Source organism: Bacillus sp. LBG-1-113, assembly GCF_020708615.1.
In the GTDB taxonomy this organism is placed as follows: Bacteria; Bacillota; Bacilli; order Bacillales; family Bacillaceae; genus Bacillus; species Bacillus mojavensis.
In genome coordinates, this window is record NZ_JAJFDG010000002.1 from 488,119 (window position 1) to 508,570 (window position 20,452).

22 protein-coding genes and 1 riboswitch are annotated in these 20,452 nt (G+C 41.9%); of the genes, 15 read left to right on the forward strand and 7 right to left on the reverse strand.

Going from position 1 to position 20,452, the window contains the following annotated elements; translation table 11 throughout:
* Positions 1-38 precede the first annotated feature (38 nt).
* Positions 39-359 carry a YkvA family protein gene (locus tag LJF29_RS08700; RefSeq protein ID WP_168747609.1) on the reverse strand — a complete coding sequence of 107 codons (321 nt, stop codon included), beginning with the start codon at positions 357-359 and terminating at the stop codon, positions 39-41.
* A 202-nt stretch (positions 360-561) separates the two neighbouring features.
* Here LJF29_RS08700 and LJF29_RS08705 point away from each other — a divergent pair, with 202 nt between their 5' ends.
* Together LJF29_RS08705 and LJF29_RS08710 are read left to right on the forward strand one after the other, a co-directional pair.
* Complete coding sequence (locus tag LJF29_RS08705; protein WP_010334007.1) at positions 562-819, forward strand: aspartyl-phosphate phosphatase Spo0E family protein; 258 nt, start codon at positions 562-564, stop codon at positions 817-819.
* Positions 820-905: 86 nt separating this feature from the next.
* Positions 906-1,337 (forward strand): hypothetical protein, encoded by a 432-nt coding sequence (locus LJF29_RS08710; protein ID WP_168747610.1) that lies wholly within the window; start codon positions 906-908, stop codon positions 1,335-1,337.
* Positions 1,338-1,365: 28 nt separating this feature from the next.
* Here LJF29_RS08710 and LJF29_RS08715 read toward each other — a convergent pair whose 3' ends face one another.
* Positions 1,366-2,886 (reverse strand): PAS domain-containing sensor histidine kinase, encoded by a 1,521-nt coding sequence (locus LJF29_RS08715; RefSeq protein ID WP_168747611.1) that lies wholly within the window; start codon positions 2,884-2,886, stop codon positions 1,366-1,368.
* A gap of 192 nt (positions 2,887-3,078) precedes the next feature.
* Here LJF29_RS08715 and mhqR point away from each other — a divergent pair, with 192 nt between their 5' ends.
* Positions 3,079-3,516: a MarR family transcriptional regulator MhqR gene (gene mhqR, locus LJF29_RS08720; RefSeq protein ID WP_010334010.1), complete on the forward strand. Its 438-nt coding sequence runs from the start codon at positions 3,079-3,081 to the stop codon at positions 3,514-3,516.
* Positions 3,517-3,555: 39 nt separating this feature from the next.
* On the opposite strand, the gene motB is transcribed toward mhqR, so the two are convergent.
* The 3 genes from motB to clpE all read right to left on the reverse strand — a co-directional run bounded on the left by motB (position 3,556) and on the right by clpE (position 7,567).
* On the reverse strand, positions 3,556-4,341 hold the full coding sequence (gene motB, locus LJF29_RS08725) for a flagellar motor protein MotB (RefSeq protein ID WP_029441222.1): 786 nt from the start codon (positions 4,339-4,341) through the stop codon (positions 3,556-3,558).
* Positions 4,313-5,128 carry a flagellar motor stator protein MotA gene (gene motA / locus LJF29_RS08730; RefSeq protein WP_029441223.1) on the reverse strand — a complete coding sequence of 272 codons (816 nt, stop codon included), beginning with the start codon at positions 5,126-5,128 and terminating at the stop codon, positions 4,313-4,315. Before motA ends, motB begins: the two co-directional genes overlap by 29 nt.
* Before the next feature lie 339 nt (positions 5,129-5,467).
* Complete coding sequence (clpE, locus tag LJF29_RS08735; protein WP_229148066.1) at positions 5,468-7,567, reverse strand: ATP-dependent protease ATP-binding subunit ClpE; 2,100 nt, start codon at positions 7,565-7,567, stop codon at positions 5,468-5,470.
* A 362-nt stretch (positions 7,568-7,929) separates the two neighbouring features.
* On the opposite strand from clpE, the gene LJF29_RS08740 reads away from it, so the two are divergent.
* The 6 genes from LJF29_RS08740 to LJF29_RS08765 all read left to right on the forward strand — a co-directional run bounded on the left by LJF29_RS08740 (position 7,930) and on the right by LJF29_RS08765 (position 13,199).
* Positions 7,930-8,970 (forward strand): membrane protein, encoded by a 1,041-nt coding sequence (locus LJF29_RS08740; RefSeq protein ID WP_010334013.1) that lies wholly within the window; start codon positions 7,930-7,932, stop codon positions 8,968-8,970.
* A gap of 201 nt (positions 8,971-9,171) precedes the next feature.
* Positions 9,172-9,216, forward strand: a riboswitch (PreQ1 riboswitch).
* 130 nt (positions 9,217-9,346) lie between these two features.
* Complete coding sequence (queC, locus tag LJF29_RS08745) at positions 9,347-10,006, forward strand: 7-cyano-7-deazaguanine synthase QueC (RefSeq protein WP_010334014.1); 660 nt, start codon at positions 9,347-9,349, stop codon at positions 10,004-10,006.
* A gap of 1 nt (position 10,007) precedes the next feature.
* Positions 10,008-10,448: a 6-carboxytetrahydropterin synthase QueD gene (queD, locus tag LJF29_RS08750; RefSeq protein WP_229148067.1), complete on the forward strand. Its 441-nt coding sequence runs from the start codon at positions 10,008-10,010 to the stop codon at positions 10,446-10,448.
* A complete protein-coding gene (queE, locus tag LJF29_RS08755; RefSeq protein WP_229148076.1) occupies positions 10,441-11,172 on the forward strand; it encodes a 7-carboxy-7-deazaguanine synthase QueE in 732 nt (243 codons plus the stop codon). The genes queD and queE overlap by 8 nt, the downstream gene beginning before the upstream one ends.
* 17 nt (positions 11,173-11,189) lie before the next feature.
* Positions 11,190-11,687 carry a preQ(1) synthase gene (queF, locus tag LJF29_RS08760; RefSeq protein WP_024121183.1) on the forward strand — a complete coding sequence of 166 codons (498 nt, stop codon included), beginning with the start codon at positions 11,190-11,192 and terminating at the stop codon, positions 11,685-11,687.
* Between the two features lie 1,221 nt (positions 11,688-12,908).
* Entirely contained in the window at positions 12,909-13,199 is a 291-nt protein-coding gene (locus LJF29_RS08765) for a DUF3219 family protein (RefSeq protein WP_229148078.1), read from the forward strand.
* A gap of 121 nt (positions 13,200-13,320) precedes the next feature.
* Here LJF29_RS08765 and LJF29_RS08770 read toward each other — a convergent pair whose 3' ends face one another.
* The gene (locus LJF29_RS08770; RefSeq protein WP_003232446.1) at positions 13,321-13,506 is read right to left on the reverse strand and encodes a YkvS family protein; all 186 of its coding nucleotides are present in this window, start codon (positions 13,504-13,506) and stop codon (positions 13,321-13,323) included.
* Positions 13,507-13,670: 164 nt separating this feature from the next.
* Here LJF29_RS08770 and LJF29_RS08775 point away from each other — a divergent pair, with 164 nt between their 5' ends.
* The 5 genes from LJF29_RS08775 to LJF29_RS08795 all read left to right on the forward strand — a co-directional run bounded on the left by LJF29_RS08775 (position 13,671) and on the right by LJF29_RS08795 (position 18,947).
* Positions 13,671-13,865, forward strand: coding sequence for a hypothetical protein (locus LJF29_RS08775; protein ID WP_229148079.1), 195 nt, complete (start codon positions 13,671-13,673; stop codon positions 13,863-13,865).
* Between the two features lie 297 nt (positions 13,866-14,162).
* Complete coding sequence (locus tag LJF29_RS08780; protein ID WP_168747618.1) at positions 14,163-14,789, forward strand: cell wall hydrolase; 627 nt, start codon at positions 14,163-14,165, stop codon at positions 14,787-14,789.
* A gap of 114 nt (positions 14,790-14,903) precedes the next feature.
* Entirely contained in the window at positions 14,904-16,241 is a 1,338-nt protein-coding gene (gene ykvU, locus LJF29_RS08785) for a sporulation protein YkvU (protein ID WP_010334025.1), read from the forward strand.
* 49 nt (positions 16,242-16,290) lie between these two features.
* Positions 16,291-16,791 (forward strand): endospore biogenesis thiol-disulfide oxidoreductase StoA, encoded by a 501-nt coding sequence (gene stoA / locus LJF29_RS08790; RefSeq protein ID WP_229148080.1) that lies wholly within the window; start codon positions 16,291-16,293, stop codon positions 16,789-16,791.
* Between the two features lie 239 nt (positions 16,792-17,030).
* The gene (locus LJF29_RS08795; protein WP_229148085.1) at positions 17,031-18,947 is read left to right on the forward strand and encodes a heavy metal translocating P-type ATPase; all 1,917 of its coding nucleotides are present in this window, start codon (positions 17,031-17,033) and stop codon (positions 18,945-18,947) included.
* A gap of 31 nt (positions 18,948-18,978) precedes the next feature.
* Here LJF29_RS08795 and LJF29_RS08800 read toward each other — a convergent pair whose 3' ends face one another.
* On the reverse strand, positions 18,979-19,194 hold the full coding sequence (locus LJF29_RS08800; RefSeq protein WP_229148087.1) for a hypothetical protein: 216 nt from the start codon (positions 19,192-19,194) through the stop codon (positions 18,979-18,981).
* A gap of 162 nt (positions 19,195-19,356) precedes the next feature.
* Between LJF29_RS08800 and LJF29_RS08805 the strand changes: the two genes are divergently transcribed.
* A complete protein-coding gene (locus LJF29_RS08805; protein WP_010334029.1) occupies positions 19,357-20,451 on the forward strand; it encodes a M24 family metallopeptidase in 1,095 nt (364 codons plus the stop codon).
* Position 20,452: the final 1 nt, after the last annotated feature.

Here is a 20,452-nt window from a genome sequence, read left to right on the forward strand (position 1 = left end):
AAGAAAAAGCCCCGTTTATAAAAGCGGGGCTTTTTAATTTATCGTAAACGCCATTCCTCGTATTGGGACATTTCTTTTTTGATCAGCGTCCAAATCAAACCGAGAACGGCAGCATCGTCAAGAATTCCTAAACCGAGCACGAAGTCCGGAATCATATCAATCGGCATGATGATGTAAAAGACAGCAGCTGTCAGAAGCAAAAGTGTTTTCATCTGTGAACGGGGATAGTCACCGTTTCGCCAATCACGGAGCATTTGGCAAAAGATTGTAATATGATTGATTAATTTTTTGCGGGTTTTTCTTTTCAGAATAGCTTTTCCGCCTGCTGCACCGAGCATTATCGCTTTTTTTTTCTTCATTTAGCATTCCTCCTGCCTGCCGGTGTGTTTAAGATGGTCTTCGTCTGGGTATTGTTCTTCTAATCCTATCAATATATCTATTATAAATGAAAAATTAAGTTATTTAATAAAAATATGTTTACAAATAAAGTATAATCTGTAATAATGCACAATAACCCAATCAAACTTGTTTCCTATTTCTTAGCGGCGAGGGGTGAATTGAATGGGCTGTTCTTCTGAACAAGAAAGATTGCTGGTGTCTATTGATGAAAAAAGAAAGTTAATGATAGACGCCGCTAGTAAGCAGGGATTTACAGGGCATGACACAATCAGACACAGTCAGGAGCTGGATTCTTTAATGAACGAATACCACCAGCTCATGCAAGAAAGCGAACATTCCCAAGGAATTCAAGGCCTTGTGAAGAAATTAGGCTTGTGGCCCCGAAGAGACGTCATGCCTGCATATGATGCACATAAATAGCGGCGCTATCTGATGCATATATAAAGAGAGAGCTTTTCAGAAGCGCTCTTTTTTTCTGGGAAAATTTCATACGAAAGAGGGAACTGATGAAAGAACTGGCGGTAGTCATTACTGAAATGATAAACCAATTTCATGATGCTTTTATTTCGATATGCGGGCTGCTTGGCATTCAATTAACCGACAAAGAAATGCATTTTTGGGTAATTGGGATATTTGGCATCTTCTTTTTCGCTGTCACTCACGCTGTATTTACATGGCTTTCTAAATGGAGCTTGACGGCTTTGTCCTTTATCTATACCGTAACGATCATCATTGTGATCGTATTTGCAATTGAGATTCAGCAAAAAGTGACCGGACGGGGAAATATGGAGTTTTTAGATGCAACAGAAGGGTTAAAAGGCTTTTTGGTGTTCTTTGTCATCTTTTTGCTTTTAAAAATGCTTCTGCGTTTGATCCGATACTTCTTTTCAGGAGGAGCTGTAAGCAAGGGGAATGGAAATACCCGTTCCCGAAAATAAAATAAGCCCTCCTGAGACTGTCAGGGGGCTAGGAAGAGGAGACGGGGAGGGTAATGGTAACCTCGGTTCCTCTTCGTACTTCACTTTCTATATGAATGGAACCTCCGTACATCAGAACGATCCGTTTACATACGACAAGCCCGAGGCCGGTTCCTTTTTCTTTAGAAGTGACAAATGGAAGAAAGATATGTTCCAGCATTTCCTGTGATATCCCTTCGCCGTTATCCATCACTTTTATAATGGCCTTTTTATCAATTGCTCCTAAGGAAATTGTGAGCTTGCCGCCTTCCGGCATAGACTCAAGGCCATTTTTCGCAACATTCAAAATGACTTGTTTAATATGGTCTTTTGTACATTTTACTTTTAGAGGTTTATCAGTTAAAAATGTTAACTCTACCTCCACATTATATAAATTTCCTTCAGAATAAATGATCGGCATAATTTCTTCGATAATATCCTGAAGCGAGTTAAGCTCCCATTTCTCAGCTGTCGGTTTTCCGAGAACTAAAAACTCACTCACAATTTGGTTGATACGTTTAATCTCTTGGTCGATAATTGAAAAGTAAAGCTGATCCTCTTCACCTTTATATTTCTTTTGCAGCAGCTGAATAAAACCGCTTATGCCGGTGAGCGGATTGCGGATTTCGTGAGCCGTGCTGGCAGCAAGCGTTCCGATCAGCTCTAATTTTTGCTGCTCATTTTCCGAGCGCTCCAGTTGGGTCCGCCGCTTCAGCAAATAATAAAGCACAAGAATAAAAAGAATATTCAGCAAAACGATAATACAGGAAAGAGGAAGCACAAGGCTTTTACTCAGCTCCTCTATTGAGACAGGATTCGGGTATACTTTCATATTCCAGCTGATATCATCGAGATAACCGCTGACAGGTTTTTGATCCTTTGCGTGAGAAGCCTGTCCGCTTGAGAAAATCATTTTGTCATTTTCGTTCACAACTTCAATATAGACATCAGGGCTCAGCAAGTTAATCAGGTTTTGCAGATAGTCAATTTGTATAGCTGCCACAAGATAATCTGTGACATTTTTCTTTTCGTCCAGCGCGGGAACACAAATTGTAAAAATCGGCTGGCCTGTAATTCTGCTTGAATAGCTGTCTGTAATGATAGTCTTTTTTGTCTGTTTTGCTTTTGTAAAAAAGGATCTGTCGGCCAGATTGACTTTAGTTTTTAATTCTGTTGCGCTGGCAGTGACATCTCCTTTGGCATTGAGCAAATAAAGACCGGAAAACCTTGGTTCGGAATCAAACGTTTTTTCTAAAACAGTTTTCATTTTTTTAATATCTATCGGTCTGTCGATAGCAATAGACAAGGAAGTCATTCTCGCTTTTGTTTCGCCGATTAAATAATTTATTTTGTTGCGGTGAAGATTCAGCATAACACTGGCTTCTTGCTTATGTTCGGCAGCTATTGTTTCTTTTTCCTTTTCATAGACAAAAAAGCTTATGACGAGTGCCGGAATCACTACTAGTGCAATATAAAGCTTAATTCTCCCGCAGGCGCCTTTTAGTATTTTCAATTTGCATCGCTCCAACATACACCTGATTAGAGGTATTATATCATTGTTTCTTCTTGTTTAATAAGAAAAAATAACCAAAATAATTAAGAAAAACAAGTTGTTCACATGAATAATAAAAAAGAAGAGAAATATTGGAAAGATTTTTATTGACATTTCGGTATTTGTTTATTAATGTTTCTCTGTAACGGTTTCTAAAAGGATGATTGAGACATGACAGAAAAATCACTGAAGTTATTTATCGTGCTGTCGCGCGCGTATCGGTCTATTAATGATCATATGAATAAGCATATTCATAAGCATGGACTGAATCCTACTGAATTTGCTGTGCTGGAGCTGTTATATCATAAAGGTGATCAGCCGCTGCAGCAGATAGGGGATAAAATTCTCTTGGCCAGCGGGAGCATCACCTACGTCGTAGATAAGCTTGAGCAAAAAGAGCTCCTTATTCGGAAAGCATCACCTACAGACAGACGAGTAACATTTGCACAAATTACCGAAAAAGGCATCAGTCTTTTGGATGATATTTTCCCTGATCATGCAGCTGAGATTGATGAAATGATCAGTGTATTAAGCGAAGAAGAAGTTGAACTGTGCACTGAAATGTTAAAAAGGGTAGGATTAAACGCAAAACAGTTTCATAATAAGTAAAAAAAGGAAGCCTTGTGATAGATAAGGCTTCCTTTTTTACTATTTTTCATTTGTTTCCGCTGCGCCTCTTGGCAAGATGAGAACTTCAACCCGTCTGTTTTTGCTTCGGCCTTCCGCAGTTTTGTTGGAGGCCACTGGTTTATACTCCCCATAGCCTTTGGCACTGAAAACTTTGGCATCAAGCTTAGGGTTCTCAATCAGAAGCCCCATGAAGTTTACGGCTCTCATTACACTTAAATGCCAGTTCGACTGAAATTCTGAATTTCTAATCGGCATATTGTCTGTATGTCCGCTGATAATAATGTTTCTCGGCGGATTAATCACGAGAAGGTTTGAAATCTCTTTTGCAAGCGGAATGTCTTCCTTGCGGATGGTCGCTTTTCCTGAATCAAAGAAGATACTGTCTTTAATCGTGATCAGAAGACCTTCCTTAGTCATCTTTGTTTCCAGTTGATGCTCCATCTTTTTATCTTTAATGAACTTTTCCACCTGGCTCTGCACATTTTTAAGTTCTTCTTGATCAGCTGCTTTTTCCTTTAGTTTCTTGTTTTCCTTTTTCTCTTCTTTTTCCTTTTCTACTTCATCGATTCCGTCTGACTCATTTTTAGGAGGGGTGACGCTGGAATAATCCAATACGCCGGTTCCGCCTGTAAAGACTTCATTAAATGATTTAGAAAGCATTTGAAACTTAGCTGCGTCAATCGAGCTGCTCGCGTACAGCACAATAAACAGTGCTAGGAGAAGGGTAAGGATGTCGGCGTAAGGAACCAGCCATGATTCATCAACATGCTCGTCCTCATGCTTCTTCTTCTTTTTTCTCGCCATTTTGCGCCTCTCCTTCTCGTTCTGCAAATTTCAAACGGTCCTTCGCAGGAAGGTACATTAAAAGTTTTTGCTCGATCACTTTCGGTGCCTGTCCTTCTAAAACGGACAGGACGCCTTCAATCATAATTTCACGGAGCTTGACTTCCTGTTTTGACTTGCGTTTTAATTTGTTTGCAAAAGGATGCCATAATACATATCCCGTAAAGATACCGAGAAGGGTGGCTACAAAGGCTGCACTGATGGCGTGACCAAGTTCATCTGTATTGTCCATATGAGAAAGCGCGGCAATCAGTCCGATAACAGCACCGAGCACCCCAAGTGTCGGCGCGTAAGTTCCCGCCTGTGTAAAAATAGCGGCTCCGGCCTGGTGTCTGTCCTCCATCGCTTCAACTTCTTCAGTCATGATATCTCTGATAAATTCTGCGCTTTGCCCGTCAACAGCCATGCTGAGGCCGTTTTTCAGAAACGCGTCATCTACATTTTCAATACTTGCTTCCAAAGCCAGCAGACCTTCACGGCGTGCAAGCTGAGCCCATTCAGAGAACATAGGAATGAGTTCTTCTATTGTCAGCTGTTTGTTTTCTTTAAATAGCACACGGAACAGCACAGGCACTTTTTTAATTTCTTTCGTTGGGAACGCAATGACTACCGCTGATATCGTTCCGGCGATGATAATTAAAATGGCAGCGGGATTTGCAAGAGCAGCGAAACTGACGCCCTTCAGAACCATTCCCACACTCAATGCAACAAAAGCAAGAATAATACCGATAATCGAAGTTTTATCCATAATTTTCACCAAATCCTTTTTTACTAGCTTGTCTATGGTTAATATCGGTATCAGTGTCTGGAACTTTAGGGACATTGTGAAATTGTTCATGAAATATTCAAGGAAGATACATAGAAGGGAGAAATAAACAAACGCGGGCTTTTCAGCATGGAAAAGCCCGCGGGTTTTAACGGTACCGGGATAGATTGGTGGGTATCTGATTCTCTAAACGGCTTTTGTCAATAGAAATAGATAAACATGTTCCATCCCTCCTTAAGAAAGGGAAGGAATGACATGTTCTCGTACAAGAGAAGGATTTTACATAAATAGCGGCTTCCCTGAAAAGGAAGCCGCTGATTTTTATTTTGCATGAACTTTGATGTTATCATCTTCTACTGTGACGTGAAAACTTGCAATCTCGTTATTGTCAAGCAGCAGATCAGTCATTTCATCCTCAATCCATTCCTGGATCGTTCTTCTGAGCGGGCGCGCACCAAATGAAGGATGGTAACCCAGTTCAGCTATTTTTTCTTTTGCTTCATCTGAAACACTCAAGCTGATACCGCGTTCTGCCAATGTTTCTTCCAATTCTCCAAGAAGAAGGCTGACGATTTTGACCAGATGCTCTTTTTCAAGGGAACGGAATTCGATGATGCTGTCAAAGCGGTTGAGAAACTCAGGTTTAAAGAACATGCTGAGCGAATCAATTAATGTTTGTTCTTCAATCACGCTGTCCTCTGATTGGAAACCGACTTTCGTTTGTTTTTCACCGGTACCTGCATTGCTTGTCATAATGATGACGGTGTCTTTAAAGCTTACGGTTCTGCCTTGGCTGTCCGTTAAGCGGCCGTCTTCCATAATTTGCAGGAACATATGCTGAACATCTGGGTGCGCTTTTTCAATCTCGTCAAGCAGCACGATGCTGTATGGATTGCGGCGCACTTTTTCCGTTAATTGTCCAGCTTCCTCATGGCCGACGTATCCAGGTGGTGAACCAATGATTTTAGACACGGCGTGTTTCTCCATGTATTCACTCATATCGAGACGGATAATGGCATCTTTCGTGCCGAATAATTCATCCGCCAGTGTTTTAGAAAGCTCTGTTTTCCCTACGCCGGTTGGTCCGACAAAGAGGAAGGAGCCGACTGGTCTGTTTTTTGATTTTAAGCCGGCGCGGCTGCGTCTGACCGCTTTTGCCACTTTTTGAACAGCCGCTTCTTGTCCGATGACGCGTTCATGTAGCTTTGCTTCAAGCTCTTTCATTTTTGTTTGCTCGTCTGCCTGCAGTTTTCCCACAGGAATGCCGGTTTTTTGTTCGACGATATCCTGAATGTGCTCAGCTTCCACTGTGACGGCGGAATGTGCGGAAGAGCTGTTCAGTTTTTTCTCCAGTGCGATTTCTTCATCACGGAGTTTTGCTGCCAATTCGTAATTCTCTTCTTCCAGGGCTTTTGTTTTTTCTGCTTCAATTGCAGTCAGCCGTTCAGCTGCATCTTCATCATTTAAATCATCAATTAACAGATTGGCTTTAGATCCAGCTTCGTCTAATAAATCAATCGCTTTGTCCGGCAGATGTCTGTCCTGAATGTAGCGTGCTGATAAAGTGACACATGCTTTCAATGCTTCATCGCTGAATGTCACGCCATGATATGCTTCGTATTTGTCTTTAATTCCTTGCAGAATGCTGATCGCTTGTTCAATTGTAGGCTCCTGTACCATGACAGGCTGAAAACGTCTTTCCAGCGCCGCATCTTTTTCAATTTGACGGTATTCTTTCAGTGTTGTCGCTCCGATGACTTGGAGCTCACCTCTGGCAAGAGCGGGTTTGAGAATGTTTCCTGCATCCATTGAGCCTTCTGCAGAGCCTGCGCCAACGAGAAGGTGAATTTCATCAATGAAAAGAATGACATTTTTGCGCTCTTTCAGCTCAGTGATCAGCTGTTTCATTCTTTCTTCAAATTGGCCTCTGATGCCAGTGTTTGCAACAAGGGATGCGACATCTAGCAAGTAAAGCTCTTTGTTTTTTAATTTATGTGGTACATCGCCTTCAGCGATTTTTAAAGCGAGTCCTTCTGCAATAGCTGTTTTCCCTACACCTGGCTCTCCAATCAGCACCGGATTGTTTTTGTTGCGGCGGTTTAGAATCTCGATCACACGCGCAACTTCTTCATCACGGCCGATGACAGGGTCAATCAGACCGGCTTTAGCGCCGTTTGTAATATTTTGCGCCAGCTCATCAAGCAAACCTTTTTTCTCGCTTGCTTTAGCTGCGCTTTGTTCTTTCGGCTGGAATGCTTGTTCAAAGGGAAAACCGAAAGATTGAGGACCCATGCTCATTGAAGGTTTACGAGTCAGTTCGTGATAGCAAGTTTCACATAAAACCATTTGTTTATGAATGGAATTTATTTGCATGTTAAGGCGAATCGTCGCCTCGTTTTGATGACAGTGTTGACAACGCATTTGCCAAAACCTCCTTATAAAATTTGATTATCTTTGACCAATTGACTTGGAAAAAAAGGTCGATTTAATTGACCTTCTTTGACTAATAGTATACGCCAGATTCACTGGCTTTCAAAACCATTTGCTCTAAGTGGTCTTTCCTGACCAACTTTGACCAATAGAATAATAAAAAAGACGGCTGGTTTGACCTTCTTTGATTAATAGTATACTCTGACCTTTTTTGACTTTCAAGTCTTTTGCTCAAAAATATTTTTGAGTTGTTTCCACAGTAAAACTTGTTTTGTTCGTCTTTTCAAGGAACTTGTCTCATAGGCTATAAAAAGGCTAAAAGGACAATACTGCTGTTGGTTCGGAGGGGAGAAATGGAACAATCAAAAGGGTCTGCACATCAGCTCGCTTTTGTGTATGTAGGCACAGTCGTCGGAGCGGGATTTGCAACTGGCAGGGAAATTGTTGAGTTTTTTCTGAAGTTCGGTTGGTTCGGATTGCTTGGTATTATTATAAGCGGAGGAATGTTCACGTTTTTAGGCGCAAAGCTGATGATCATTTCAAAGCGAATCAATGCCAAGTCATATCAGGAAATGAATATATACTTGTTCGGGGAGGCTGCCGGAAGGATTATCAATGTCTTTATGCTGTTTGTTCTCCTCGGTGTCACATCTGTCATGCTGTCTGGCGCAGGGGCGCTTTTTGAGGAACAGCTTGGCATGTCAGCTCAAGTTGGAATGCTGATCACAATTGGATTAAGTTTGATTGTGATGACTAGAGGAGTAAAAGGCATTTTCGGCGTAAATGTGTTTGTTGTACCGCTTTTGATTATCTTTTCTATGGTTGTGGTGGCCGATTCTTTTATTTTCAGTGAGACGCGGAATACAACTCAGTGGGTGTGGCCGCATCGATGGGACTGGCTATTATCAGCGGTCTCGTACGGCGCTTTGAATTTATCGCTTGCCCAGGCTGTTTTGGTGCCGCTGGCGAATGAAATGTCTTCAGAACAAGTGATAAGAAAAGGCGCTTTCATCGGAGGGACAATGCTGACAATTGTGCTTTCTGCTAGTTTTTTGTCTTTGTCGATGCTGCCGGATGTATTTTTGTATGATATTCCTATGGCTCAAGTGGTTTACCTCTTTGCGCGATCTGTACATTTGATTTACTTGTTGATTATATTCGGCGAAGTATTCACGTCGGTGATCGGAAATCTTTATGGACTGGAAAAACAAGTGAAGAGTTTTCTTCCTATAAAAAGTAAGTATATTTTTGCAGCAATTATGATTACGGCTTATATCACGAGTCAAATTGGTTACGGTAAGCTCATTTCAACCATTTATCCATTGTTTGGCTATGTGAGCTTGGCCTTTATAGGCGCTTTGGTCTGTAAAAAGGTTCCACGGCACAGTTTGTAGTCAAAATGTTTATACGTATATAATAATGAAGCAAACGTTTATGCTGAACTCTGCGCTAGCCAGGAATTGATGTGTTTTTGCTGTGTAGAAGAATCAAGCGAAAGAAATGAGACAGGCTTTTGGCTATCTTTTTATTGTCAAGAAAAACAACATTATGGTAAGATAGCAGAAGTGAAAAAATTGAAGAAAATCCGTGGATATGCGGGAGAGGTTCTAGCTACACCCTCTATAAAAAACTAAGGACGTGCTGTATCCTTGGATACGGCCTTTTTTATGTTTTTCTAGAGCACCTTTCCGGAAAGGTGTTTTTTTATATTTTAACAGTTGTAGCGATGTCTCTCGCCGAGGTTTTTTATAGCGGAGAAGGAGAGGAATCATGAAAAAGGAAAAAGCAATTGTCGTATTTAGCGGCGGCCAAGACAGTACTACATGTTTACTGTGGGCGTTAAAGGAATTTGAAGAAGTTGAAACTGTAACTTTTCATTATAATCAGCGTCACTCGCAGGAAGTTGAAGTGGCGAAGGGGATTGCGGATAAGCTTGGCGTGAAAAATCATTTGCTCGATATGTCACTTTTGAATCAGCTTGCGCCTAATGCTCTGACGAGAAATGATATAGAAATTGAAGCAAAAGACGGCGAGCTGCCATCAACATTTGTTCCAGGCCGTAACTTAGTATTCTTATCTTTTGCGTCTATCCTGGCGTATCAAATTGGCGCCCGTCATATTATCACGGGCGTTTGCGAAACGGATTTCAGCGGCTATCCAGACTGCCGTGATGAATTCGTTAAATCTTGCAATGTGACGGTGAACCTGGCCATGGAGAAGCCATTTGTGATTCATACACCGCTCATGTGGCTGAATAAGGCGGAAACGTGGAAACTTGCTGACGAACTGGGCGCGCTTGATTTTGTGAAGAACAACACGCTCACATGCTATAACGGCGTGATCGCAGACGGATGCGGCGAATGTCCGGCATGTCACCTTCGCTCCAGAGGCTATGATGAATATATGGCGATGAAAGGAGAGAGGGCATAAATTGTTATCTCAAATATATCCACAGGTCCAGCATCCATATTCATTTGAATTGAATAAGGACATGCAAATTTCTGCCGCTCATTTTATTCCGCGTGAAAGTGCGGGAGCGTGCAGCAGGGTGCACGGGCATACGTATACCGTAAATATAACCGTTGCCGGTGATGAGCTTGATGATTCCGGCTTTCTCGTGAATTTCAGTGTGCTCAAAAAACTGGTTCACGGCTCCTATGATCATACGCTTTTAAATGATCATGAAGAATTTTCTAAGGACGACCGGTATTCGCTGCCGACAACTGAAGTCGTGGCAAAAACGATCTATGACAAAGTGCAGGCTTATTTAAACACACTGGAGAATAAACCAAGCTGTGTGCAGGTGTTTGTCCGTGAAACACCGACCAGTTATTGTGTTTACCGTCCGAAAAAGGGTGGTTTGAATGGCTAAAGGAATTCCTGTATTAGAAATTTTCGGCCCGACGATTCAAGGGGAAGGCATGGTGATCGGACAGAAGACAATGTTTGTCCGTACAGCAGGCTGTGATTATTCCTGCAGCTGGTGTGACTCCGCCTTCACTTGGGACGGATCTGCTAAAAAAGATATTCGCTGGATGACAGCCGAGGAGATTTTTTCAGAGCTTAAGGAGATTGGAGGAGACGCGTTTTCTCACGTAACCATCTCCGGCGGAAACCCGGCGCTGTTAAAACAGCTGGATGCTTTGATAGAGCTGCTGAAGGAAAACAATATCCGTGCAGCTCTCGAAACACAGGGGACAGTCTATCAGGATTGGTTTACACTGATCGACGATCTGACGATTTCACCTAAACCGCCAAGTTCGAAAATGGTGACGAACTTTAGTAAGCTGGATCATATTTTGACATCATTGAAAGAGAATAACAGACAGCATGCTGTCAGCTTGAAGGTTGTCATTTTTAATGATGAAGATCTCGAGTTTGCCAAAACTGTACACAAACGCTACCCGGGAATACCGTTTTATCTGCAAGTCGGGAACGATGATGTGCATACGGCAGATGACAAATCACTCATTGCACATTTACTTGGAAAATATGAAGCGCTTGTTGATCAGGTCGCTGCCGATGCGGAGCTGAATCTCGTCAGAGTGCTTCCGCAGCTGCATACCCTGTTATGGGGCAACAAAAGAGGAGTTTAATAGGAAGGAAGATAAATATGACGACAAGAAAAGAATCCGAATTAGAAGGGGTAACACTGCTTGGCAACCAAGGAACAAATTATTTGTTTGAATATGCGCCGGACGTGCTGGAATCCTTTCCAAATAAACATGTAAACCGTGATTATTTTGTAAAATTCAACTGCCCTGAATTCACATCTTTATGCCCGAAAACAGGACAGCCTGACTTCGCAACAATTTACATCAGCTATATTCCTGATGAAAAAATGGTGGAGAGCAAATCACTAAAGCTGTACCTGTTCAGCTTCAGAAACCATGGAGACTTCCATGAAGATTGCATGAACATCATCATGAATGACTTGATTGAATTAATGGACCCGCGCTACATTGAAGTATGGGGCAAATTCACGCCAAGAGGCGGAATTTCCATTGATCCGTACACAAACTACGGAAAACCTGGCACGAAGTACGAGGAAATGGCCGAGTACCGCATGATGAATCATGACTTGTATCCGGAGACGATTGATAATCGTTAATTTTTCCGTTGTGTGATGCGCAGTGTTCAACGAAGTGAGGTCACAGTAAAATACGAACATTTAGCGTCAGTTTTAGGCGGAAATGTGACCAAGTCACAATTTGGCGGCCCTCTTGTGACCATACCGTGACCGAAAATATATAAATGTGTGACCACGATCCTCGCTTTTTGGCGGGGATTTTTTATTTGATTCGATTTAGTTATCAACATAATTATATGAGGTGATTTTTAATTATTGTGTAGGTCAGAATCGATATTTACCGAACAATTTGATTCGATAGCGCCTCGGTAGCGTCTTCGTGCGTTAGTTCGTCGTGTTGTTAGTGAATAATTTCGTTCACTGTTTTATGTTCGTTTTTTAGATATAAAAAGAAATTTTTATTTAGTTATATCAATGAAATTTTCGTAAAAAAGACGCCGATTTATTCAGCGTCCTCTTCTTCTGCTTCATCTATTTCGAATAGCTCCTCGATTTCTACTTCCAGCGCCTTCGCAATCGAGTATACGTACCAGTTTTCGTGGCGACTGTTCTTATTGAATCACGATATTGAATCTTGTGTTACGCCGGATGCTTCGGATAGTCTTACTCTCACGTGTAATGTAAAATGAATTATCGAAAGGGTGATTCTGTAAAAAATACATTTTTATCCTCATAATAATAATTATTATAGCAGTTGGAGGTTATAATGAAGAATATTAATGATAAAAATGAACAGGCAGAAGAGGTAAAGATTGCTCAAGAACGCATGGATATCAAAGCGAAATAGATCCAATGGGTGGAATAGAGGTATTTGGCTGTTACAACGATGATACAGCGAATAAATTTGACGGTATTTTTGATAAGGCAAAGGACAAGATTATCGGGCACACTATAGATGCTGTGAGAAAGAATGTAGAGATAAAGACTGCGATTATTAATAAGACGCCACGCTGACGTCTTTATTTTTGTATTATATCTTCAATAAACTTCTTAATCCTCCGTGTTCTAGAATTGAGTAATACAAAAAAAGACGAGTGAATCCGGGGGGAATGCCACTCGTCACCTTCTAATGAAAGACGGGATGCTGGATGGCAGCTCGTCTGTTTTATTATAAAATATCGAACGTATGTTTGTAAAGTCGTCTTTTTTAAAGAAATGGTAAAAATAATGCTCAGAACAGATTCATTGTAAACGTTAGCTGCGTTATGTTAAGATGCATGAATTGATAAGGAGTGATACAAAGTGAAAACATTGCGTTTAAACGATGTCACGTTAGAAATGTCTGCATTTCAAGAAGAGAGCGAGCCCAAGCGGAAAATTGCCTTTACCTTACACGTTACCAGTGAGGCTTATCATGATATCGCTGTGCTGTTATATGAAAAGACATTTAACGTCGAAGTTCCGGAAAGAGATCTTGCCTTCCGCGGTGAAATCACAAATTATTCAACGTCATTGACCAACCTGTACGAAGCGGGAGCCGTGAGTGAATTTTATATCGAAATAACGGAAACAGACGCGAACGCCGATTTATAATTGGTTTTTTTTTGATGAAAAAAGCTGCCGGCCGGCAGCTTTTGAGAAAGCTAATTTGATATGTAAGGTGTTTAATTGTTTGTCTAGCAGTTTTTGCAAAAGCGTGTGGATGAAGGAGGATTTAATAGGAGTCTCTGATGATCTTGTAATTTTTATGATTTACAACGGTCAGTGAATCTAGCTCAAGATCCCGATAGTTATCCATAATGGTAACATCTACGATAACAGAATTCTCATTAACTTTTTCAACAACACCGGTTAACCCGTTTTTAAATTCAATGACGTTTCCGACCTTAGCGATTTTCACAAGCTTCCTCTCCTTTAAACATAATAATTCCTTTTGAAAGTATTAAACAGTATTTTCATTGAGAAGTAAAGCGATAAGGAGTTTTATCGTCCTAAGGAATTGTCCTGGCGCAGGAAAAATGATATATTGATTTTCGTTCAAAGATTGAAAAGGGGGAGTTTTGATTGCGTCCCGAAGATATAACAGAACAGATTGAGCAGCTGCGTACCGGTGAAATAAAAGAACTGAGAGTCCAAAAGGAACACTTTCTTGATTTTAGAGCCGTTTTATCGAAACAGGACGATTTTAAGCATTTCCGAGGCATTGCCAAGCAAGGCGGAGATGTGGTGTTTCAATATTTAGAACAGCCAAGAAGCTAAAAGGTTTCTCATAAGTGAGAAGCCTTTTTATCATATATGACAGAACAGTAGTTATTTATTACAAACGTTGTAACATACGTAAATTAAATGTAAAATGGCAAAAGTGGAAAAATATGCTTTGAATTGACAAGATTTATAGAAAATGAGGCTGTTTTTTTGCCATTAATCAGTGCGTCACCCGGTATATTCCATCCTGATACCTGTTTGGGAGAGTTGGAAAATCTTTTTCCGTGAAATTGATTTGATCTCTTGTTAAGGTTATGAAGTGTTTTTTGAGCACTTTAAGGAGGAAACTGTATGACGACAAAATTTACTGCTCTAGCTGTTTTTCTTCTTTGTTTCATGCCTGCTTCGAAAATTGAACATACACAAGCTTCACTACTGAACACAAAGAAGACAAACCATGAAGAAGCTAAGCTGCTTACCCATATAAATCATGACACAGACATATCTTTCTCTTCACTGTCTGCTGATGAGGACAAGAAAAAAATAAAGCCGATCAAGCTTTCAGCGAACACTGAAAAGAAAGAAGAACAATCAGAGAAAACGAATGAGAAGAAAGAAACTTATTCTCAGTCTGAAAAAGAATTGCTTTCCCGACTCGTTCACGCAGAAGCGAAGGGCGAATCCTATGAAGGCAAGGTCGCTGTTGCAAGCGTCGTGCTGAATAGGACGGATAAGAAGGGCTTTCCCGATACAATCAGAGGGGTTATTTATCAGAAAAATGCCTTTGAACCTGTCGCAAACGGAAGCATTAATCAAGAGCCTGACAAAGAATCAATTGAGGCTGTTGAAGAAGCGATGTCATCTAAGGACAGAGAAACAGAAGCTCTTTTCTTTTATAACCCGAAAACGGCGTCAGATGACTGGATTCGCTCAAGGAAAATCATTGAAAAAATCGGCAGGCATGTCTTTGCCATATAAGCATAGAAGAGACATTCGTCTCAGCTGTGCTTTTTTTATAGAAAGATAAAAATAAAATAATTTTTGAACTTGTCTCATATGATGTTGATAGTACAAGAGACAAGGAGAGACATCATGAATCGATTTGTAAAAGGGATTATTCTTTTATCCATTGCCGCCTTTTTCGCCGAATGCCTTGAATTTGTCGTGAATATGATTTTGGCGCGCGAGCTTGGCGAGCACGGGATGGGGCTTTACATGAGTATTTTGCCTACCATCTTTTTAATTATTGTCATCGCAAGCCTGGAGCTGCCTATATCAATTTCTAAATTTATTGCTGAATCTAATCCAAAGCTCCATGAAAGCATGCTGAGGCACGCCTTTCGAATGACAGCTGTTTTCACAGCCTTTTCCACTGCCGCCGCCAGTATTGCGCTTCCTTTTATTCCGGTGTTTGATACATATCACCCGTTTATCAAAGGAATTGTCATCGGCTTGATTCCTATTGTCGCCTTTACGTCAATTGCCAGAGGCTACTTCATGGGTGTGCAAAAAATGGGGAAGATCGCAATCGCTAATGTACTCAAAAAAATCATTCAGCTGTTGTGCTTGTTCATCTTTTTTCAATGGTACTCGTTTGAGCTGGACATGGCTGTGCTGATTTCGCTGTTTGTCCTTGTCGTGAGCGATGTGATCGTGCTTGTGTACTTGTATTCGCAGTTTATTCTGGCCAGACGTGCGGTATCGGGCCAGCAGCATATCCATTTACGCGGGAAAGATGTTAGAAAAAGACTGCTGGCCGTATCGATTCCGACAACCGGGCTGCGCATTTTTCACGCTGTGGTCAATGCCATTGAGCCCTTTTTAGTAAAAGGAGCGCTTTTGGCCGCGGGCGTTGCCGGGACAACTGCAATCGATCAATACGGCATGCTTGCCGGAGTGGCTGTGACGATAGGGGCGTTTCCTGCTTTTATCGCCCACTCGTTAATGGTCGTCATGATTCCGAGTATTTCTGAAGCTTATTCTCTCTCTCAATATGACATCGTATTAAAAAGGTTGAAGCAGTCGATCTTTATCACGTTTGGATACGGTATACCAGCTGTCTGGATCATGTTCCAGTTTGCGGAGCCCTTGACCCATCTGTTTTTTCACTCTCCAGAAGCACAATATTATTTGCAGCTTTTGTGGCCGTACTTTCTCTTTCATTTATTTGTGATGCCCCTTCAGGCATGTTTAATCGGGATGGGCTTTGTCAAAGAAGCTTTTTATCATAACGTGTGGAGCCATCTCGTTGCGTTGAGTATGATGTATGTGCTGGGTTCAATGGAAAACCTTCAAATGCTCGGTATTATCCTTGGGATGAATACAGGTATGATTTTGCTGACGAGCCTACATTATACAACGATCTGCAAAGCGCTGCGTGTATCTGTTTTTCTGACGGGAGGAAACCGGACGCCGCGGATTGAAGGATGATAAATCTCTAGCGGGGCAAGCTATTTGAAAAGCATGAAAGGAAGATTCCATGTTGGCGAAACGCTTGACCCTCACTACTTGCCTAATCTTATTTGCTATGATTTCATGGCTGCCTCTTTCGGCACAGGCTGCCAATAAACAGCCTGCTGTTCCTGCGGTTTTTCTCATGAAAACGATAGAAGGGGAGGATATCTCCATCCCCAATAAAGGGCAGAAAACGATCCTTCATTTTTGGACTTCATGGTGTCCGCCCTGCAAAAAGGAACTTCCTCAGTTCCAATCATTTTATGAGGCTCATCGATCTGACAGTGTGAAGCTGGTAACGGTCAATTTAGTCAATTCAGAACAAAATCAGCAAGTCGTTGAAGACTTTATCAAAGCAAACCACCTGACCTTTCCGATTGTTCTCGACACAAAAGGGGATTTGATGAAGGAATATCATATTATAACGATTCCTACCTCGTTTTTGCTGAATGAAAAGGGTGAAATTGAGGAAACAAAAGTGGGGCCGATGACGGCAGAACAATTGAAAGAATGGACGAAAGAATAAGCTGAGAGCGTAGCCTTTCAGCTTTTTTGTCATATAATGAAAGGTGAACAGTTATTAATGATAATTATTATCAAAAAGAAATTAAAATAATTATAATTGAAATTCTCTTTCTGCATGCTATAATTAAGAAAGACATCATGAAATAACCAAACGATGAAGCTGCCTTTTGGGCGGCGATTTTTGTTTTTATAAGAGAAATGAAGATGATTTACGTTCTCAATTAGGGAGGAGAATTCGATATGGATGAACAAGTGATGCTCCAACATGATCAGCATCAGCCTACAAAGAAAGAACAGCCAGAAAAAAGTTGGACTCAGCATGCGGAACTTATCGCAGCCCTGGTGTCAGGTGCTCTTATTTTAGCAGGCTGGCTCCTTTCCGTATATCAAGTGTTATCGGTAACGCTATATTTGCTGGCCTTTGTCATCGGTGGATTTGCTAAAGCGAAAGAAGGAATCGAAGAAACGCTTGAATCCAAAACGCTGAATGTTGAGCTTTTAATGATTTTTGCAGCCGTGGGTTCCGCATTGATTGGGTACTGGGCAGAGGGTGCCGTTTTAATCTTTATCTTTTCCTTAAGCGGAGCTTTAGAAACATACACGATGAATAAAAGCAGCAGAGATTTAACTTCTTTAATGAAGCTTGAACCTGAAGAAGCAACGCTGATTGTAAACGGCGAAACCAAAAGGGTACCGGTTGCAGATATAAAGGCCGGTGATAAAATCATTATCAAACCTGGGGAACGTGTGGCAGCTGACGGGGTTATTGAAGCTGGTTCTACAAGCCTTGATGAATCAGCGTTAACGGGCGAATCGATGCCTGTAGAAAAAAACGCCGGCGATGCTGTATATACGGGAACTGTTAACCGCAACGGCTCCCTGACCGTCCGTGTTACAAAAGCAAACGAAGATTCTTTATTCCGAAAGATTATCAAATTGGTGGAATCTGCGCAAAACAGTGTATCACCTGCGCAAGCCTTTATCGAACGGTTTGAAAATGCATATGTAAAAGGCGTTCTGATCGTGGTGGGGTTGCTGTTATTTGTCCCACATTTTGCACTTGGCTGGAGCTGGAGTGAAACCTTTTATCGCGCGATGGTATTTATGGTGGTTGCGTCACCTTGCGCACTTGTTGCGTCCATCATGCCGGCAGCGCTGTCCTTGATATCAAATGGCGCCCGCAACGGCATGCTGGTGAAAGGAAGTGTATTTCTTGAACAGCTGGGATCTGTGCAAATGATCGCTTTTGACAAGACCGGTACTGTAACAAAAGGCCAGCCTGCGGTTGAGACGGTCAAAATTGCGGAAGGATACGAAGAAACGGAAGTGCTTGAAGCTGTCTATGCGATTGAGAAGCAGTCCAGCCACCCGCTCGCGCAAGCCATTGCCGGCTACGCTGAAAGCCGCGGCATCAACAAGTCAGGCTACATATCAATCGAAGAAACATCAGGCTTTGGTGTAATGGCTGTAGTGGCGGGTGCCAAATGGAAAGTCGGAAAAGCAGGCTTTATTGGGGAAGAATTGGCAGCTCAATTTTTGAACCAATCTGCATCAGATATCATTCAAAATGGCCAACACACCATTGTGTTTGTGAAAAAGGACGACCACATTGCCGGCTGTATCGCTCTGAAAGACCAAATCAGACCTGAAGCAAAAGAAGTCATGGATGAACTAAGCCGTCTGGGGATTAAAACGGCTATGCTGACGGGAGATCACGAAGACACGGCTCAAGCGATAGCGAAGGAAGCGGGAATGACAACTGTTGCAGCAGAATGTCTGCCTGACCAAAAAGTAAATGAAGTGAAACGATTAAAAGAAGAGTTCGGGACGATTGCAATGGTCGGAGACGGAATCAACGACGCGCCGGCACTAAAAGCGGCGGATGTCGGTATTGCAATGGGCGGCGGAACAGATGTGGCGCTTGAAACTGCTGATATGGTGCTCATGCAAAACGATTTGAAAAAACTCGTAAAAATGTGCCGTTTATCACGGAAAATGAATAGGATTGTAAAGCAGAATATCGTATTTTCTCTTGCAGTCATTTGCCTGCTTATTTGTGCAAACTTTTTACAGTTGATGGAATTGCCGTTTGGCGTTATTGGCCACGAAGGAAGTACAATCTTGGTGATTTTAAACGGCTTAAGGCTTTTAAAATAAAAAACAGCGGTCCAAATGGACAGCTGTTTTTTTATGGATCAAGTTTTACTTTCCTTTGCTTTTTTTCTTGATCTGGCCTTTTCATCACGATGATGAGAGCAAGGATGCAGCAAAGGAAGCCGGCTGCACAGCCTATGATAGAGCTGTAATAATAAAAATCCACCAGCTTCATACCGATAAAAGGAGCGGAAATTCCCACAACTGTTAACAGCACAACTGCCTTACGTCTGAAAAATTTCATCAGCAAACGGAACAACTCCTTGCGTTTCACTCTCCTCTCAGTATACAAGATGACCGGCAGGAAATAAAATGATGGATAAAGGAAAGTCGCCGTGAAAGGCAAACACCCGTAAAACCTGTTACAATATATAAAGAACAACGCATGGCAAAAGGCAGGGAGGAACAAGAAATGAACAGAATACAACGCATATCTTCATGGCTGAAGGAAGCGGGGCATACTGCCGCATTTATTCATACGAAAGAAAATGTATTTTACTTAACCGGTTTTTATACAGAGCCGCATGAACGTGTAATGGGTTTGTTTATCTTTCAAGAGGAGGAGCCATTTTTCGTTTGTCCGGGAATGGAGGCAGATCAGGCCCGAAATGCCGGATGGAATCACGAAATTATTGGCTATGCCGATCACGAAAATCCATGGGAGCTCATTGAAAAAGCTCTCAAAAAACGAAATGTCAGCATACATACGCTTGCCGTGGAAAAGGATTCAATCTCGCTTTCGCGTGCCGAACAACTGAAGCATTCAGCTGGAGGGGCACAATTTGTATCAGCAGAAGAAACCCTTAACCAGTTTCGTCTGATTAAAGACGAGCATGAAATTAAATTGCTGAAAGAGGCGGCAAAGCTTGCCGATTTTGGTGTTGAAGTCGGGACAGCTGCTTTGCGTGAAGGCATTAGTGAGGTGGAAGTTCTCGCTCAGATTGAGTATGAGTTGAAGAAAAAAGGAATTCAGGGCATGTCTTTCTCGACAATGGTGCTATTCGGCAAAAAATCAGGTCAGCCTCACGGAAATCCGGGAACAGCCACATTAAAGAAAGGCGATTTTGTCTTGTTTGACCTGGGTGTTATTATGGATGGCTACTGCTCTGATATCACGCGAACCTTTGCTTACAAAACAATCAATCCGAAGCAGGAAGAAATTTACGAGACGGTGCTTCAAGCGGAAAAAGCCGCGATAGAAGCTAGCAACCCAGGCGTGAGAATCGGAGATCTCGATTTAACTGCCCGAGGAATCATTGAAAAAGCCGGATATGGAGAATATTTCCCTCACCGGCTGGGCCATGGTCTCGGCATTTCAGTGCATGAGTACCCGTCGATGAGCAAAGCCAATGACACGCTGCTGCAAGAAGGAATGGTTTACACAATCGAACCGGGCATTTATGTGCCGGATGTTGGCGGCGTACGTATTGAAGATGACGTTCACGTAACAAAAGAGGGGGCAGTTACGCTGACTCAATATCCGAAGGAATTAACGATATTGCCGTAAC